General features: G+C 52.5%; 13 protein-coding genes. 4 read left to right on the top strand and 9 right to left on the bottom strand.

The genetic code is table 11. From position 1 onward, the window contains the following. Positions 1-180 precede the first annotated feature (180 nt). The 3 genes from SH527x_RS00940 to asnS all read right to left on the bottom strand — a co-directional run bounded on the left by SH527x_RS00940 (position 181) and on the right by asnS (position 3,352). The gene (locus SH527x_RS00940) at positions 181-1,254 is read right to left on the bottom strand and encodes a hypothetical protein (RefSeq protein WP_437192782.1); all 1,074 of its coding nucleotides are present in this window, start codon (positions 1,252-1,254) and stop codon (positions 181-183) included. A gap of 268 nt (positions 1,255-1,522) precedes the next feature. Further along, positions 1,523-1,822, bottom strand: a complete 300-nt coding sequence (locus SH527x_RS00935; RefSeq protein WP_437192781.1) for a MazG nucleotide pyrophosphohydrolase domain-containing protein — start codon at positions 1,820-1,822, stop codon at positions 1,523-1,525. 123 nt (positions 1,823-1,945) lie between these two features. After that, positions 1,946-3,352 (bottom strand): asparagine--tRNA ligase, encoded by a 1,407-nt coding sequence (gene asnS, locus SH527x_RS00930; protein ID WP_437192780.1) that lies wholly within the window; start codon positions 3,350-3,352, stop codon positions 1,946-1,948. Between the two features lie 547 nt (positions 3,353-3,899). Here asnS and SH527x_RS00925 point away from each other — a divergent pair. Together SH527x_RS00925 and SH527x_RS00920 are read left to right on the top strand one after the other, a co-directional pair. Then, positions 3,900-7,103, top strand: a complete 3,204-nt coding sequence (locus SH527x_RS00925) for a PVC-type heme-binding CxxCH protein (RefSeq protein ID WP_437192779.1) — start codon at positions 3,900-3,902, stop codon at positions 7,101-7,103. Positions 7,104-7,613: 510 nt separating this feature from the next. After that, entirely contained in the window at positions 7,614-8,945 is a 1,332-nt protein-coding gene (locus tag SH527x_RS00920) for a hypothetical protein (RefSeq protein WP_437192778.1), read from the top strand. 142 nt (positions 8,946-9,087) lie between these two features. Here SH527x_RS00920 and SH527x_RS00915 read toward each other — a convergent pair whose 3' ends face one another. Both SH527x_RS00915 and SH527x_RS00910 read right to left on the bottom strand, forming a co-directional pair. Further along, complete coding sequence (locus tag SH527x_RS00915; protein ID WP_437192777.1) at positions 9,088-9,648, bottom strand: class I SAM-dependent methyltransferase; 561 nt, start codon at positions 9,646-9,648, stop codon at positions 9,088-9,090. Further along, a complete protein-coding gene (locus tag SH527x_RS00910; protein WP_437192776.1) occupies positions 9,636-10,700 on the bottom strand; it encodes an NAD(P)/FAD-dependent oxidoreductase in 1,065 nt (354 codons plus the stop codon). Before SH527x_RS00910 ends, SH527x_RS00915 begins: the two co-directional genes overlap by 13 nt. Positions 10,701-11,059: 359 nt before the next feature. Between SH527x_RS00910 and SH527x_RS00905 the strand changes: the two genes are divergently transcribed. After that, on the top strand, positions 11,060-12,304 hold the full coding sequence (locus SH527x_RS00905; RefSeq protein ID WP_437192775.1) for a tetratricopeptide repeat protein: 1,245 nt from the start codon (positions 11,060-11,062) through the stop codon (positions 12,302-12,304). Positions 12,305-12,356: 52 nt separating this feature from the next. On the opposite strand, the gene SH527x_RS00900 is transcribed toward SH527x_RS00905, so the two are convergent. Next, the gene (locus tag SH527x_RS00900) at positions 12,357-13,157 is read right to left on the bottom strand and encodes an SDR family oxidoreductase (protein ID WP_437192774.1); all 801 of its coding nucleotides are present in this window, start codon (positions 13,155-13,157) and stop codon (positions 12,357-12,359) included. Between the two features lie 217 nt (positions 13,158-13,374). After that, entirely contained in the window at positions 13,375-14,805 is a 1,431-nt protein-coding gene (gene purB, locus SH527x_RS00895) for an adenylosuccinate lyase (protein ID WP_437192773.1), read from the bottom strand. A gap of 444 nt (positions 14,806-15,249) precedes the next feature. Between purB and SH527x_RS00890 the strand changes: the two genes are divergently transcribed. Further along, positions 15,250-15,639 carry a diacylglycerol kinase gene (locus SH527x_RS00890; protein WP_437192772.1) on the top strand — a complete coding sequence of 130 codons (390 nt, stop codon included), beginning with the start codon at positions 15,250-15,252 and terminating at the stop codon, positions 15,637-15,639. A 217-nt stretch (positions 15,640-15,856) separates the two neighbouring features. Here SH527x_RS00890 and SH527x_RS00885 read toward each other — a convergent pair whose 3' ends face one another. Both SH527x_RS00885 and SH527x_RS00880 read right to left on the bottom strand, forming a co-directional pair. Continuing rightward, on the bottom strand, positions 15,857-16,267 hold the full coding sequence (locus tag SH527x_RS00885; RefSeq protein WP_437192771.1) for a cytochrome C oxidase subunit IV family protein: 411 nt from the start codon (positions 16,265-16,267) through the stop codon (positions 15,857-15,859). 4 nt (positions 16,268-16,271) lie between these two features. Continuing rightward, positions 16,272-16,934, bottom strand: a complete 663-nt coding sequence (locus SH527x_RS00880; protein WP_437192770.1) for a cytochrome c oxidase subunit 3 — start codon at positions 16,932-16,934, stop codon at positions 16,272-16,274. Positions 16,935-16,987 lie beyond the last annotated feature (53 nt).

Genomic DNA, 16,987 nt, shown 5'->3' with positions numbered 1-16,987 from the left:
CGAACTGCCGCAATCATGAGGCAGGGTGGCGTATTTGAATCGCGTCAGCTTATTAAACGAAAGCGAGCCCCCACAATTGCTGGGTCTTGGCGACCCAGCCTACGACCACTGCTGACGTTAGCGTGCGCAGAGATGGATGTGATTGATGGGGAGTGGGTAACATTTGGGCACCTGCTCCGACTACTTAGGAGGAATCGGAGGAAACTCAGCTTGCGTTTTTGCATCAAGCTCCTCTGCAGTAAGCCCTACGATCATAGCTCGTTGTAGTCCCTTATCGAAATATCGCGTCTCTTGAGGGAAATTGAACCCATATTCTATCGGTTCGCCTAACCCTCCATGCTCCAATGATTTAGTGTGCCAATACTCGCGATTCACAACCGCACGGGGAAAGTCAAATGTTGCACCACGAACAAAGTCTGCCGGTGAAGGTGGCCTAATACTGTCTTTAGAATATGTTATGAAGTTCTCCGTTTTTACCTCAAACGGATAGTAGGATGCCCCGATTGTTTTAATCTTTTCGATGATTGTGACGGAGTCAGGTGAATTGTGGCCCTCATTCAGCACCACCCCATCAACTACATATCGAAATCCTTGTTCGACTCGAACAGGCAAACAACCGTGAGAGCGATCAATCCAGAAGGTAGTATAGCTCAGCTTTTCACACTTCTTTGCCCCAGTGTTCCCGGCTCCAAACGCCAAGGGCCCTGGCTGGCTGCTAGTATGCTCCAGTTTTATCAGACCTTCGCCGAATGTGTCATCTTTGCCATAGAGCTTGTATTCAGAGATCGGATGTGCGATCAGTTTGTCGAAAACGTGAGGAGCGCCGGCAGTAGACCATTCACTTCGCACGGCACCGATTGGCGGAAATCTCGCGGGAGTGATCGGCTCTGGGTTTGGGGACACAATGCCCAAACCATGACCGTTGTGAATTCCTGACCATAGCTTGAATAGCGAGCCTTCTTCGCGTGCGATCCATGTTCCGATTGTGGTCTTCGAGAAGTGTTGAATCAAATTTTCTTCAGAAAGAGCCCTCTTTTGAAAAACATACGAATCTAATGGTGCTTTTTCGTCCGTTCCATTGAGCATCGCATTAGGGATGCAATACCGGAAGCTCTTCCTATCAGTTGTGAACTGAAATAAACAATCAGTTCGCCTGGGCATTATATTCAAACGCCACTTAAGATTTTCCTGCACAAACCGCAGGTCCTCGTGGTTGGGCGATTTGTGATCGGTTACCTTCAGCGCCTCTTCCACTCGCTGCAGTTGTTCATTTACGTGATCGAATCGAACGCTAGTCGGGTCGTCGACAATGTGGACTACAATCTTTATTGGGTGTAGGCGTGCGAGGTTCATTTGGTATGCAGACCGGATATCCTGAAGTGTAAGCGTATCCTCAGACCTAACCTGAGTTGACCACACTAGGACCGTTAAAGCATACGCAAAACATGCACAATAAAATCCGAATTGCATATTTCCTCCCGCACACGGATCTTGCGAACTGTTTAACCAATTTATGCAGAACTTACGGCTTTTCTTCAATCCCGCAGGCGCAGACCATTTGGTGGCAGCCGGGGCAGCCGTTTCCGTATTTCTCCTGGACGGCTTGTTCCAGATCGACGCCAGCGACGTTGGCAATCGTTGCCAGCCAGGCCAGCACGTCGGCGAACTCGTAGGCGAGTTCTTTGTGCGTTCCTTCGCGTAGTGCAGCGGCTAGTTCCCCGACTTCTTCCATCAGCCACATAAACGTTCCATCGACTCCACGCTGTTCATCCTTCGACGAATACATGGTGCGAATCAATGATTGTAATTCGGAGAGTTTCATTTCAATTCTTTATCTTCAACAAAACAACTTAACACTATCTACAAACAAAAAGGGCAGGGGAGATTCTCGCTGATTCTGATAACAGACACCAACGACACAGTCTCCACCCGCCTTGAGTTCCGCTTAGAAGTCTGCGTTCTTCGGTGTTCGCGGGAATGGGATGACGTCACGGATGTTCTGCATGCCGGTTAACAACAGAATCATGCGTTCCAGTCCCAACCCGAAGCCACTGTGAGGGACACTGCCGAAGCGTCGCAGGTCGAGATACCACCAGTAAGGGGCCGCATCGAGTCCGGTCTCGGCAATCCGCTTCTCCAACAGATCAAGTCGGTGCTCACGTTGACTACCGCCGATGATCTCCCCGACTCGCGGCACGAGAACGTCCATCGCGCGAACCGTCTTCTCATCGTCGTTACAGTACATATAGAACGGCTTGAGTGACCGAGGATAGTTATAAACGACGATCGGCTGTTTGAAATATTCTTCCGTCAACCAGCGTTCATGTTCTGCCTGCAGATTCGATCCCCAAGAGACAGGGTAATCCCATTCTTTACCAGAAGCCAACAAAAGATCGACCGCTTCTGTATATGTGATTCTCTTGAACTCGTGGCTCAGAATGTTCTGAAGCGTCTCTAAAACCGTGTTATCAATCCGGTCGTTGAAGAACTGCATATCATCTGCACATTCTTTCAGACATGCCTTCACCACATATTTAATGAAGTCTTCCGCAAGCTGCATATTGTCAACGAGCTCATAGAACGGAGCTTCCGGCTCAACCATCCAGAACTCGGCAAGGTGACGCGTTGTATTCGAGTTCTCGGCACGGAATGTCGGCCCGAAGGTGTAAACAGGGCCGACCGCACAGGCGAAGATCTCTCCTTCGAGCTGCCCGGAAACCGTCAACGATGCTTTCTTCTCGAAGAAGTCTTTTGAGTAATCAATCTCGCCGGGCTTGAAACCACGTGCTTCCGACTCTGGATTCAACAGAGTCGTTACGGTGAACATCTCTCCGGCCCCTTCGCAGTCGCTGGTGGTAATCAGCGGCGTATGGACATTGAGAAACCCATGCTCTTGAAAGAATCGATGAATCGCGAAGCTGACACAGTTTCGAACTCTGGCAATCGCCCCGAAGGTGTTCGTTCGTGGGCGCAAGTGAGCGATCTCGCGAAGAAACTCGAAGCTATGGCGTTTCTTTTGGAGGGGATACGTTTCCGCGTCAGCGGTTCCTAACAGCTCGAATTCATGCACATGCAGTTCGACCCGCTGGTTGGCTCCCGGTGACTCTTTCAGTTCCCCTATCACTCGCAGACTGGCCCCAGTGGTGACCTGCTTAATGTTTTCCTGATAGCCGGAAATAGAGCCATCGATAATCAGCTGCAGATTCGCCATACAGGAACCATCGTTCAATTCAATGAACGAGAAGCCCTGCTTTGAATCGCGTCGGGTGCGTACCCATCCGGCAGTCTTCACAACTGTTCCCGGAACAGCGTCTTTCAACAGATATGCAACTCTCGAAATGGTGGACGACATCTGCACAAGTCCTGAATATTTTGCACCGTCTGATGCATCAATCCATAACCAAGTTTGCTCGACCTGCCAGTGGAACGTGACACTTCATTCAGATCTGGTCCGAATGATTTTCGCAGAGTAAACCGATGGTCCTGGCATTCCCCCTGACTGAAGAACGAGTAAGACGGCTCAACTGGATAGTAAAGGATGCCCCAGTTTGCGTCATCGTCATTCTGCAGACAGGCAACCAGAATTCCGGAGCTCTCATTTTCAGGCGAACACACAACGTTCATGGACTCTGCTTGGGACCAATTTTCCCCAATTCAATACGGTGATATTTTCCGACGTTGATCCATTCTCAAACGGCCGGCCAGAACGCTACAATTTCGACTCATATAATATGATTGCACGTGCCCTCCCTGCTGGTGACTCATCACGCCGAATGCAAAGAGAGTCGGGCATTCGAAGCCTCTTCGACTGACACCGATTCTGGATGATTACTGAATTCTGAGCACGCCAACCACGTCTTCCACACTTTCTACTCGAAACGCCCCAAACGGAGACCAGCATGTTGTGGACGAAACTGAATTTCTTCAGTAAGGCATCCTACGCCTGTGCCTGCCTGGGAGTCCTTTTCGTTCTGCACGGCGTCGCTGTTGCCCAGAATGAATCCAGCAACCCGTCCGGCAATGCCGCCGGAAACGCTGACGTTGAGAAGGTGATTCAGAACTTCGTAGGGAAAGGGCAGATCACCGACGATTCGAAGCCGACTCCTCCTGCTGAGTCGCTGAAGATGTTCGAACTACCAGAAGGGCTCAAGATCGAACAACTCGCGACCGAGCCGGACATCGCACAACCCCTCTACATGTGGTTTGATGAACGTGAACGTCTATGGTTACTTGAATACCGACAGTATCCATTTCCAGCAGGACTGAAGGTGCTGCGTTATGATCAGTACCTGCGAGCCGTGTTCGATAACGTCCCGCAACCTCCACCGAATCACGTGCCTGGTCTCGATAAAGTGACCGTCTTTGAAGACGTTGACGGGGACGGCAAATTCGATTCCCGTAAGGATGTCATCACCGGATTGAACATTGCGACATCTGTTGTCACAGGCCGTAAGGGAATCTGGGTCATGAACCCTCCTTACCTGTTATTCTATCCAGATGCCGATGGCGACGATATTCCAGATGGTCCGCCAGTCGTGAAGCTCTCTGGGTTTGGAATTCAGGACACCCACTCTACAGCCAACAGCATGGCTTGGGGCCCAGATGGCTGGCTCTACGGAGCGAACGGATCGACGACCACAGCGGATGTCATTTCTAAAGTGTCTAAAGTCAGCTACGAAGGGCAGTGCATCTGGCGATTCCACCCTGAAACGGAAGTCTTTGAGGTCTATGCCGAAGGAGGCGGAAACACATATTCACTGGAGTTCGATGCCCGAGGTCGCGTCTTCTCTGGCACGAATCACGGGAACACTCGTGGGATGTTCTATCCACAGGGATCATACGGCGAGAAGAACTTTGGAAAGCATGGTCCGCTGACCAACCCGTATGCTTTCGGGTACTTCAAACACATGGATCATGAAGGCGACACCGTTCGCTTTGCTCAAACCTTTGTGATCTACGACGGAGCCTCACTCCCGGAGAAATATCGCGGGAATATCATCGCGGCGAACTCACTCCACAATCGGGTCTGGGCGAGCGAACTGTCCCGTAGCGGATCAACTTACCGCACCGTCGATATCCCGGCGATCTGTTCCACGAAAGACCATTGGTTTCGCCCGGTGGATGTGAAAGTGGGACCAGATGGAGGTGTTTATCTCGCCGACTGGTACGACTCACGCCTCAGCCATGTCGACCCCAAAGACACTTGGCACAAGGACAGCGGCCGCTTGTATCGCATTCAGTCTGCCGATGCCCCTAAGCACACACCGACGAACTTCACTAAGCTGACCAATCAAGAACTGATCGAGCGGTTCAAGCATTCCAATAAATGGCAGCGACACACTGCTGCTCGCGTTCTCGGAGAACGTCTGCTTTACGCTGGATCATCAGCGGAAGCTGAAGCCACAAAGAAACAGCTTCGCAATCTGTGCCTGGCAGATTCTCCAGACGCTCTGGAAGCATTGTGGGCCTTGCATCTCGGGGCAGGGTTCAACGAAGAACTTGCGGCCCAATTGTTAACTCACCCGCAAGTCGATGTCCGCCGCTGGACAGTTCGCCTGTTGGGTGATCACCGCAACGTCAGCACGAGCATGGGAAGCAATCTCGCTCGTATGGCACATAGCGAGCAGGACGTTCAGGTTCGCTCTCAACTCGCATCGTCGGCCCGACGTATGGAAACCAGTGTCGCCCTCCCCATTCTGGAAGGGCTACTAACTCATGCCGAAGATGCTCAAGATCCACACATGCCGCTGATGCTGTGGTGGCTATTGGAATCTCACTGTGGAAACGTCGTTGAGAACGGCTCGCCTCATTTAGGAATGATTCTGAAACCAGCAGAAGCAACGGCTCCTCGCGAGCAAGTGCTGCAATGGTTCACCGAATCCCAACGCTGGAACAATCCTGTTGTGCAGTCAACTCTTGTGCCTCGGCTCATGCGTCGACTGACTCAGGAAATGGCGACCAAGCCAGTTGAACAACAAGACTGGTCCAGCTGCGACCGACTGTTGCAGCTGGCACCAAATGGTGAGGTGAAGCAACAACTCCTGGCAGCTTTCCTCGAAGGAAGCCAAGGGCAGAAGCTCGCGACATTACCGCAATCACTGCACAATTCGATCGACGAGTATCAAGCTGAACTTGCGAAGTCCGACGTTGTCGCCGGAATCAAACTGGGAAATGCTGACGCGATCAAGGCTGGGCTTGAGCAACTTCGCAACAACAACACCCCAATTCCCCTGCGACTCAAACTGGTCGAAACCTGTGGTGAAACCAAACTGCCGGGTGCGTTACAACCGCTTCTTGCATTGCTGAGTTCCCCATCAGCTGCATTGAAACGAGCCTCGTTGCAGGCACTGGTCTCATTCAATGACGCCAGTATTCCCAACCGGATCTGCTCTGCGTGGCAATCGACTCTGACCGATGAAGATGGCATTCGGATCGCGGCATTGCGTACGCTCGCCAGCCGTCCTGAGTGGACTGCAAGGTTACTTAACGAAATCACAGAGTTCCGCATTGCTCCATCAGCGGTCCCGGCTGACATCATCCAGCAAATGCGTCTGCACGCAGATCCAGAACTCCAGAAGCAGGTCGACAAGATCTGGGGACGCGTCCGTGAATCCAGCGCAGAGAAGCAGGAACAAATTGCTCGACTGAAGAAGCTGATTCAAGGAAATCAGTTCAAAGAAGGGGGGCAAAAGCCCGACATTGTCGCCGGTAAAGCACTGTTCAAAGAACATTGTGCCACGTGCCACAAACTGTTCGGAGAAGGAGGAGAGCTTGGCCCAAACCTGACAGGTTACGAGCGTTCCAATCTGGACTTCATGCTGCAGTCGATGGTTGATCCTTCAGCCGGAATTCGAGAAGAGTTCACACAGTTTCAGGTTGTGACGGAGGACGGTCGCGTGTTGACCGGCCTGTTAACGGATCAAACGCCGTTGGCAATTACGATCAAATCCGCCGACAATAAGACAACTGTGCTCCCACGAGACGAGGTCGAAATCCTCCAGGGGATGCAGACCTCTCTGATGCCTGAGGGGTTGCTACAACGTCTCACTGATGAACAGGTGATCTCACTGATGCACTATTTGACGGCACCAGCTCCTCAATAATTTTCAGATCGCCGAGCCAGAGAACACAACGAGAGCGCCAGTGCGAATCAGTTCGTACTGGCGTTTTTCTTTCTTGCAGCCAAAACACAGTCGCAACTCGTTTAACAGAATCAACATAAAACCAACAACACCCCAAACCACCCATTCGTCAAATCGGATTCAAACATCGATCTAACTCCATACATTTTCCCGATTTCCTACAACACGAACAAATCCGCCAACCGGGTTTGTTTTGCGGGTTTTATGTTGGTTTTTTGCATTAAAAATGTTAATTTAGTTGATTGCCACTTTCCGCACTTTACCAGAACGGTTGGGGAATCGTTTCGAAAGGTGAAGTCCGGGATTCACTGCAAAGTGAAACACCGCGTTCGTGGGCGTGAAGCAGTTAGTGACGCATTAACAACGGGAAAACTCGAATAACACGAGTTTTCACAGGGATGCCGCTGGTTAGCCAATCAGCGGACCGTTTTCCACATTCCTTGTTATTTGCGAAACGTTGCAGGACACCGAATGAATCACTTGCTTCAGGGTTATGAGGTCAATCAGCAGACATGGTTTTACCTGTCGTTGCTGTTGATCACAGCCGTCTATTTTCGATTCACTCGCATCATCTCATTGCGGAATGTCGATCTTGCGCTCCTGCTGTCGGCATCGCCGGGATTGTTGTTCGTCAAAGCAGAAGTTCCTGCGGTCACCACACTCGGCCACACATGGCTGTTCGTGATTGCATGCCTGTTTCTGGTCCGTTTGTTCATCGACCCGTTTCTCAGTCGTCGTCCCTATCTCGGGCAGAACCTGAATCCACAGGGAATGGGATTCCTTTGTTGCTCTGCGTTTGCATTTCTCATGACGCAGGCAATCACCAGCGCCTTGCCGTTGGCGTCTCAGGAAACCATCGCGCGAGCAGACGAACTCATCACCAGAACAGCGACTGATCCACCGACGTCGGCCGCTGCTCCAAGTGCTGGCCCTGCGGCTCCGTTACTGTTGTCGCCGGCAGTTCTGATGTTTCAGGAACTCTCTGCCAAAATCATGGCGATCCTCGCGCATGCGGCTGTGATCAGCGGACTCTGGTTTGTCGGGCGAAATCTGTTTGCGGACCGAAATCTTGGCTTGGCGATGGCCACGCTTTATCTGTTGCTTCCCTGTACGGCGTACAACGTCGGTGAGTTCAATCACGTTTTGCCTGCTGCTTTGATCGTGTGGGCGTTTGTCTGCTTCCGTAAACCGATCGTCTCCGGTGTCCTCCTCGGACTCGCTTGCGGAACACTGGCATTCCCGGTGTTTCTGCTCCCGATCTGGGCGGTCTTCTATGGACGTCGAGGGGCAGGGCGGTTTGTCTTGGCGCTCGCCTGCGTCGCACTGGTGCTTGTGGGAAGTCTGGCGATGACCTCCACCGACTCCAACTCATTCGTACAGAAGACCGTTGGTTCAGTAAACATTGCACTCTCAGCGTTTTCTGGGGTTCAACCTGAATCCTCATTCTGGGGCGGACTGGGATACCTTTCGGCCTATCGACTGCCTGTTATGGCGGCGTACTTCATCATGGTCACGATCATGACCATCTGGCCGAAAGATCGCACTGTTGAAGTGCTCCTTGCACAGTCCACGGCTGCAATCGTCGGCACTCAGCTCTGGTACACGGCCGAAGGGGGCGTGTATCTACTCTGGTATCTTCCACTCATGCTGATGGTCGTCTTCAGACCGCGACTCATTCACTTGCGTGCGCCAGCAGCACAGATTCAAGCGACTGAAACGGCAGACATTTCACCGGGGAAAATTGTCAAACGCCCGTACTTCGCGCGGCATCTTCAACTTCGCAACAGCCACCTGTTCCGCTAGACCGTATCGGTCTATCATGTGGCCGCGCAGCAGCCTTCTCGATAGGAGAAGATCTGAATGACGCGTGCCAGTCACGCCATACCATTTCAAGAACCACTCTAGGACAGTTTCCGATCAGCCCGAGATCGAAGTTCGAAGCGAGTCAGGCTTTTCGAAGTGCAAGAAGCAGTGGGGCCGTTTCATTGGTGGGCCTGTTGAACTCAATTTTCAGATGACCGTTCTGAAATTGGTTGTTCATCCAATTCTCAACGGCGATCGCTTCTTCTGCACCGCCGGGATGCCCTCGATACGCCGCAACGCAGATCACTCCGCCTGACTTCAGCAATGCCAGACTCCCATCCAGTGCGGCAAGAGTCCCGTCAACCTTGGTAATGACCTGTTTGTCTCCCCCGGGAAGATATCCCAGGTTGAACATGACCACGCAAACATGACCATGCAAATTCTGCGGAATCAATGATTCCATTCGAGCATGGTCACCACAGAACAGCGTGACGTTTTTGACATCGTCATCACTTAATCGTTTCAGTGTGGCATCACAGGCCGACTGTTGAAGGTCGATGGCAAACACACGTCCAGTCGCTCCAACAAGCTTCGCAAGAAAGAGCGTATCGTGTCCGTTGCCCATGGTGGCATCGACAGCGATGTCACCTTCATTCAGGCAGTGTTGAACGAGTTGATGAGCGAGAGCTGTTACCGGAACCACCGTGCCACATCCAGTTCAGATGGAAGACGTTTATTATCAAGAAGTGATGCAACCAACATCTCTGCCAGCCACGGGCTCCAGAGCGAACCTTTTGTCCCCAGACCATTCAATATCGCAATTTGAGAGCACTCCGGATGAGTTCCGAGCACAGGCCGAAAATCGTGCATGGTCGGTCGCACGGCCGCAAGCTGGTCAACTACTTCAAATTGAAATCGAATGAACTCCTGCATTTGTTGAAGCAGCCTGTCGCGACCAGCTTCAGTGGGTTCGCCATCAAGATTGTCCCACTCAAACGTCGCCCCAACACGATAGGTCTCGTGTCCATCCCCCGCCATCCAGAGTCCGCTGTGAATCACCCGTTGCTCGGTCACGCCCGGAGCATGTATCCGCAAAAGCTGTCCCTTCGCCGGATTGAATTTCACCGCTCCAAACCACGGATGATCTTTCCCCACATAGCCCTGACAGAATACGACACGTCTGGCAGTCACCTGATATCGCTCAAGCCGCACTCCATGCTCTGTCAGGACAATGTCAGAACGCGGATCAATGATCCCCTGGCGATAACTTCCCACGGCAACTAATGCGTCGCGCGACCGGGTGAGATAGGTCCCGGTATCCAGCCTCGCCGCCAGTGGCTGTTCAATTGCACCCTCAGTCGCGGCGAACCAGTCAGGGTTCAACTCCGGAGCAGGGGCCCGAATTGTCGACGGGTTATCAACACCCCCCTGTTTCTGCAGGCACCGCTGCCGAGATTCTTCAGAATGAAACAAACGAACAGCCGGGACCGTGCGAAGTAATGTACCCCCCCAGAGCGATTCGAGTTTGCGATAGAAATCCACCGCCAGCGGCCAGGCGTCCTCCCATCCCCAAGTCGTGACCAGTTTAGGCCCTGAGAGCGGAGTAATCAGCCCGGCGGCCACACGAGATGCAGAAACCGGCCCCTCCGCATCAATCACCAGAACCTGTTCGCCACGCAGCCGTAGGGTCCACGCAAGTGTTGCCCCGGCAAGACCATGCCCCACAATGACCGTCAAATTGGATGGGGAACACATCGGGATCGAATTACTCGTTGAAAACTCAGTTCGGCTCGGACTGTAACGAATTCCAGCACGAGATTGTTTCGAAATTGTGATCGGGGATCAAACACAGGACAACCGATTTGCCGCAGAGGCATTTGTCAGGTACTTTCAACATGCAGACGGCATAAACGACAATCACGATCGCACACTGCACGATCAGAGACAGCCATGCACGATCACGTCATTTGAAACATGGCATCAGCCTCCCCTGAAATGGGGGACGCAAGTTGGTTCCGTTGGCGAAACCCGGTCGTTCCAGTCCGAACGAAGTTTCGTCCGATTCATGCGGATCGATGCCTCTCCCTTCACTTCACAAGTTTACACAAAACGACATGGCGCACGCTGCCAAAGATCATCAGCCGACTTCCCTCGAAAGCTCTCCCTGCCTGCAAGGAGAACGGGTCACTTTCACAGGGACATTGGCCTCTATGACACATTCTCAAGCGGCGTCACTGGTCGCTGAGCATGGAGGCACCTCGTCTGAACATGTCAGTCGACACACAACGATGCTGGTGATTGGTGAAGAAGGGTGGCCGCTGGACGACAATGGCCTGCCTTCAGTCAAACTGCAACAGGTTGACCGCTACAAGGCTGCTGGAGCCGAGATTCAGGTCATCACCGAATCGAACTGGCTATCGCTGCTCGGACTGAATGATCATCGGGAAGAAGTCCATCGCCTTTATACACCTGCGATGCTCTCTTCCATTCTGGGAATTTCAGTTCACATCATTCGTGGCTGGGCACGCATTGGACTCATCAAGCCGATTCGAATGGTCTTTCGGCTCCCATATTTTGATTTTCGCGAAGTCAGCTCCGCTCGTCGTCTCAGCGACCTGCTCGAATCCGGAATTCCACGAAAGGATCTGGAGGAGAGTCTGCGTCGAATTCCCGCAGTCCAACGTGGTGACGAACGTCCACTTGAACAACTGCAAATTCTCGCGCATCAACTCGGCGTTGTGATCCGAGACCGTCACGGATTGATCATTGCCGCGAACGGCCAACGTCTCTTGAACTTCGACGAGCAGGCTGCCGAACCAGTCGATGTCACAGACGATCTCGACGATGACGAATCAATGCAGCCCTTGCGTTTCGCGCCTGCGACTCCGGAAGCCGATGACCTTCCTCGCGACTGGCTGATTGAAGGCTGCCGTCTCTACGATGCGGATCGCTTGCACGAGGCCCTCGAAGCCTTCCGAAAAGCCGCTTTGCACTCACCACAATCTGCGGACGTTCACTTCCAGATCGGTGAATGCCTTTACCGGATGGGCAACACTCAGGCCGCCCTCGAACGCTATTATTCCGCCGTTGAACACGACAACGATTTCCTGGAAGCATGGACCCAGATTGGGTGTCTGCACCGGGAACTCGGCGACCTCACTGCGGCACGACAGGCATTCGAACATTCGCTTCAACTGCTGCCAGAATATCCAGACGCACACTTTCATCTTGCCGAAACCCTGTACGACCTGGGCGAAGAAGAACTCTCCCGAGTTCACTGGGAAGAATATCTTCGACACCACTCACGCGGTCCCTGGGCCGAAATTGCACGGCAACGTCTGCAACAGTCCGAGAAATAGCGGGCGTCAGAACGACACTCGCTGCAAGACAGCCAACTTCTGATGTCGACGCTTAATGCTCGGCCTTTTTCTGTCGCTTGTTAGCAATCTTCGTGAGCTTCTCATTGATGCGGGCAAACTGCTTCAACCAGCGATCATAGTCCTGTGTTTTGAAAGCGAAATACTCGCCAACATCAGGATGCGGCAGCACAAGAAACTGTTCCATTTTCATCGCATCGAGGAGCGCAGTGGCAACCTGTTCTGGAGTCACAGCCGTCACGTTCAGGAACTGATGCACAGGGTCGCTCAGGTCCAGAAAGTCAGTGGCGACACCCGCCGGGCAGACACACGAAACTCGAATCCCCTGCTTCTGGTAATGGACAGACAGCCATTCAGCAAATGAAACGGTTGCGTGCTTCGTCACAGAGTAGGGTGCAGAACCAATCTCGGTCAGCAACCCCGCGGCAGACGCCACATGAACCAGATATCCGCGGCCACGCTCAAGCATCTGAGGAAGAACCGCTCGTGAGGCGTACACATGCGCCATCACATTCACGTTCCACAGACGTTGCCACTCGCTGTCAGGAACCTCGACTCCCCCTTTGCAGGTGATCCCGGCGTTCGACACAAAGATGTCGACGCCACCAAACTTCTCGTCTGCAAACTGAACCAGTCGTTGAATGTCCGCTTCGTTGGAGACATCGCAACTCAGTGAAGATCCCTTGATTTCTTCCGCCAACTGACCTGCTGACTGTTCATCAATGTCAGCGACGATGACATGTCTGGCACCAGCTTCAACGAACGATCGGCAAATCGCTTTTCCAATCCCGTTCGCTCCACCCGTCACAATGGCGACACAATCTCGAACATCCACAGGTTCACCTCATAAATCGCAAGTGTTTTCAGACCTGATGTCTCGGCATGTGGCAAGCGAGGATCAGGACTTACCTGATGAAGAGAACGCCCACTGCACAATACACACAGTGGGCGTTCTCGCTTGAGCTAAACTCGTCCAGACCGTCCAGCCAGGACACCGTTCTTCTGGAGAATATCACCAGGTGCCTTGAGAGCAACCTTGAATGCAAAGTCGCTTAGACCCTGAGTTCTTCCGCTGCTCCGGAAAGCAATTCTGAATAGCGCTGACGAATCGGCTCGACAACTTCAGCAACGAACTCATCGACCTGTTCCGGGCTACGACCAATAAACCGTTTGGCGTCCAGAGCCCCAGTCAGATCGACCTTGGCAAACCCCGGATCAGACTTCAACCGCTGCAGCAAATCGTTCTGCAATCCCAACTCTTTCACCTGACGCGCCGCTTCAACACTGTGAATGCGAACACGTTCGTGAAGGTCTTGACGATCCCCGCCAGCCTGAACACCTGCCATGAGAATTTCTTCCGTTGCCATGAACGGGAGTTCTTCTGCCAGACGACGCTCAACAACTTTTGGATAGACAACAAAGCCTTCAGCGATGTTGCGGTACAAAATCAGCACGGCATCAATGGCGAGAAATGATTGCGGAAGCGACAGGCGGCGATTGGCGCTGTCATCCAGCGTCCGTTCCATCCACTGAACAGCAGCCGTCTGGTCTCCGTTGTCAGCCAGACTGATCGCGAATCGGGACAGGGCACACATTCGCTCTGCTCGCATTGGGTTTCGCTTGTACGCCATAGCGGACGAGCCAATTTGCTTGTCTTCCTTCGGCTCTTCAATCTCTTTCCACGCCTGCAGGAGTCGAAGATCACTGCCAAACTTATGAGCTGTCTGCCCAATCCCGCTCAGAATCGACAACACCTGAGCATCGACCTTGCGAGTGTAAGTCTGACCGGTCACCGGATAGGTCGCGTCAAAGCCCATCTTCTTAGCAACCATTCGGTCAAGCTGTCGCACCTTCTCGTGGTCCCCCTTGAACAGGGTAAGGAACGTCGCCTGAGTCCCAGTCGTCCCTTTCGCCCCACGGAACTTCAAGGTCGCAAGGCGGTGTTCAATCTCTTCGAGATCGAGCACAAGATCATGGCACCATAGCGTCGCACGCTTCCCGACGGTGATAGGCTGAGCAGGCTGCAAGTGCGTGTACCCGAGACATGGCAGGTCACGGTACTTCACAGCGAACGATGACAGCCGATCGATCACCTGCACCAATCGGGTACGAATCAGTTCGAGACTCGAACGGATCTGAATCAACTCGGAATTGTCGGTGACGTAACAGGAAGTGGCCCCCAGGTGAATGATGCCGGCAGCCTGTGGGCATTGATCGCCGTAAGCGTGCACATGTGCCATCACGTCGTGGCGAACCTGTCGTTCGTACTTTGCGGCAACGTCAAAGTCGATGTTCTCGACGTTCGCTCGCAGTTCCGCGATCTGGGCATCGGAAATCTCCAGCCCCAGTTCCTGTTCCGACTCCGCCAGAGCCACCCACAACTTTCGCCAGAGCGAATGTTTCGTTTGAGCCGACCAAATCCCGCTCATTTCTCGTGATGCGTACCGGGTGTTCAGTGGCGTTTCGTAAATTGTGTGCGACACGCTGGCAGATTCCGTTTCAAAACCAAGTAGTGGAAATACACGAGCACTTTACCATAAAGGCGCGCCCCAGATCCACGACATCAACCACTCTGATCTGGGAACGCACAACACCCGACACACAGAAGCAGGTGGGATCACTTCAGTTAGGAAACAGAGCAGGGAACAGCAAGTGATGCACCTCGTCTTCACCCGTAAAAGCCGAACCTTGCCATACGAAATACTCGCCAATTGAAGCATTCGCCAAACCAGGTGATGAACCCCATATTGACCAACTGAAATAAATCGGGGTAAAGTCCCGACGTGATCGCAATCGGCCGATTCAGAGCGATTCGGTCACCAGTCTCTTCAAAGTTGGAATAGCGAATTTCAGATTGAATCGATTCCAATCTGTGTACTTGAAAGTACAGACTGATCTCGTCGGAATCAGGAACGAATTCGACAGCAATGAGCACCGACCTCGATACATCCACAGGCAAACACCAACGCCCCGCCTGGCGACAGCGTCTCGTTGACGCCGAAAGTGGATTACGGGAAGGAATTCGGGCCGACAGCACTCTCTTTGCATTCGCCTTCTGTGCTGCGACGATCCTCCTCACCAGTGTCGTGCTGGGTCTCGAACGATGGGAATGGGCGCTTCTGATTCTCAGCCTGGGCTTTGCGTTCTCAGCAGAAATCCTGCATCAGGTACTGAAACACCTTGCGACACGCTATCAAAAAGAACTCAGTGATGTCTTTCTGATGGGTGCGACCGCAATTATGGTCGCTCACATCACCGCAGCACTTGTCTCCATTATCTTGCTTTGGCCACACTTTGCTTCGATCTGGACTGGCTGATCAGTCGACCTGGCCGAAACCGACAACTCCGAAGTGAATCCGATTCACAGAGACCTGATCAGAGTCACAGACTTTTTCCTGTCTCCGTCCCGATTCCACCAAGCAGCCAAACAAATAAAAACAGCACCCGGATGAATTCACCCGGGTGCTGTTTGCGTCTGAATAGTCTTCTGAATTGCAGCGGTCTAATGACCTGACAAATCAGATGAGACGAGGTCTAGTGACCGCCGTGCGAGTCTGCACCGTGTCCTGATGATCCATGATCGCCACTGGCGCCATGACCATGTTCACGAGCTTTCTTCACTGATTCAATCGCAATGGCACGTTGTTGTTCGCGCTCGATCGGCATTGAAACGTCTCGGGTCAGGTAGTCTGCAAACATGAAGCAGAACAAAATCCCAAGCCACGGAAACGAGACAAAGGCAAAGATCTTCACGAGATTACTCTCGTCCTTCACGTGCATGAAGATCAGTATGATCAACAGTGCTTTGAACACTGCGATACCAAATGCGATTGGAAAGGCCAAAGATCCCAATGGAATCATGGCCACAGCGACAGTCGCGGCTACCAGCACCAATAAGATGAAGTAGACTACGAGGTACGATTTGACGTGTGAATGGTGGGCCATGCCGTCAGTTTCGATCGATCAAATAGAGCAATGGGAACAGGAATACCCAGACGATATCGACCAGGTGCCAATAAAGCCCAATCATTTCGACCGGGGTGTAATACTCCGCGCTGAACTTACCAAGCCGGGCCTGAATATACAGGGTGATCAGCAATCCAAATGCAATGAGCATGTGGAAAGCATGGATCCCGGTCATGATGAAGTAAAACACGAAAAACAATTCGAACGCACCCATGTCCCCAACAGGATCACCGTGCCACTCGAAGTATTTACCAGGAACAAGGTGGTGTTCCCACTTTGCAGAGTACTCAACGACTTTCACGCCGACGAACACGAAACCCAGAAGCAACGTCAGCAAAATATTGCGTTGTAATGCCTTCTGATTTCCATTGGCCGCGGCATCCACAGCGAAGGCCATTGTCAGACTGCTGGTCAACAATACAAAAGTGTTAAAACCACCCAGCCACAAATCAAGTTGTCGACTCGCCAGATCCCACTCTGGAAAATACCAGAAGCGATACAGGGCATAGGACGCGAACACGCCACCGAACAACATCACTTCGGTGATGAGGAATGTCCACATCCCCAACGCAGCCGATGCTCGCTGCTGTTGCAGGTCATCGAACTGATGTCGAAGGTGGGGGGATTGGGCCGCGTGTGAACTCATGGACTCATATCTCTCAATAATCAGGCAATTCAAACCTGCAATCTATTCGCCTT

This window comes from Planctomicrobium limosum (genome assembly GCF_051465645.1).
Taxonomy (GTDB): Bacteria; Planctomycetota; Planctomycetia; order Planctomycetales; family Planctomycetaceae; genus Planctomicrobium.
Note: the sequence above shows the minus strand (reverse complement) of the source record. Positions and strands in the feature narration are given on the sequence as shown.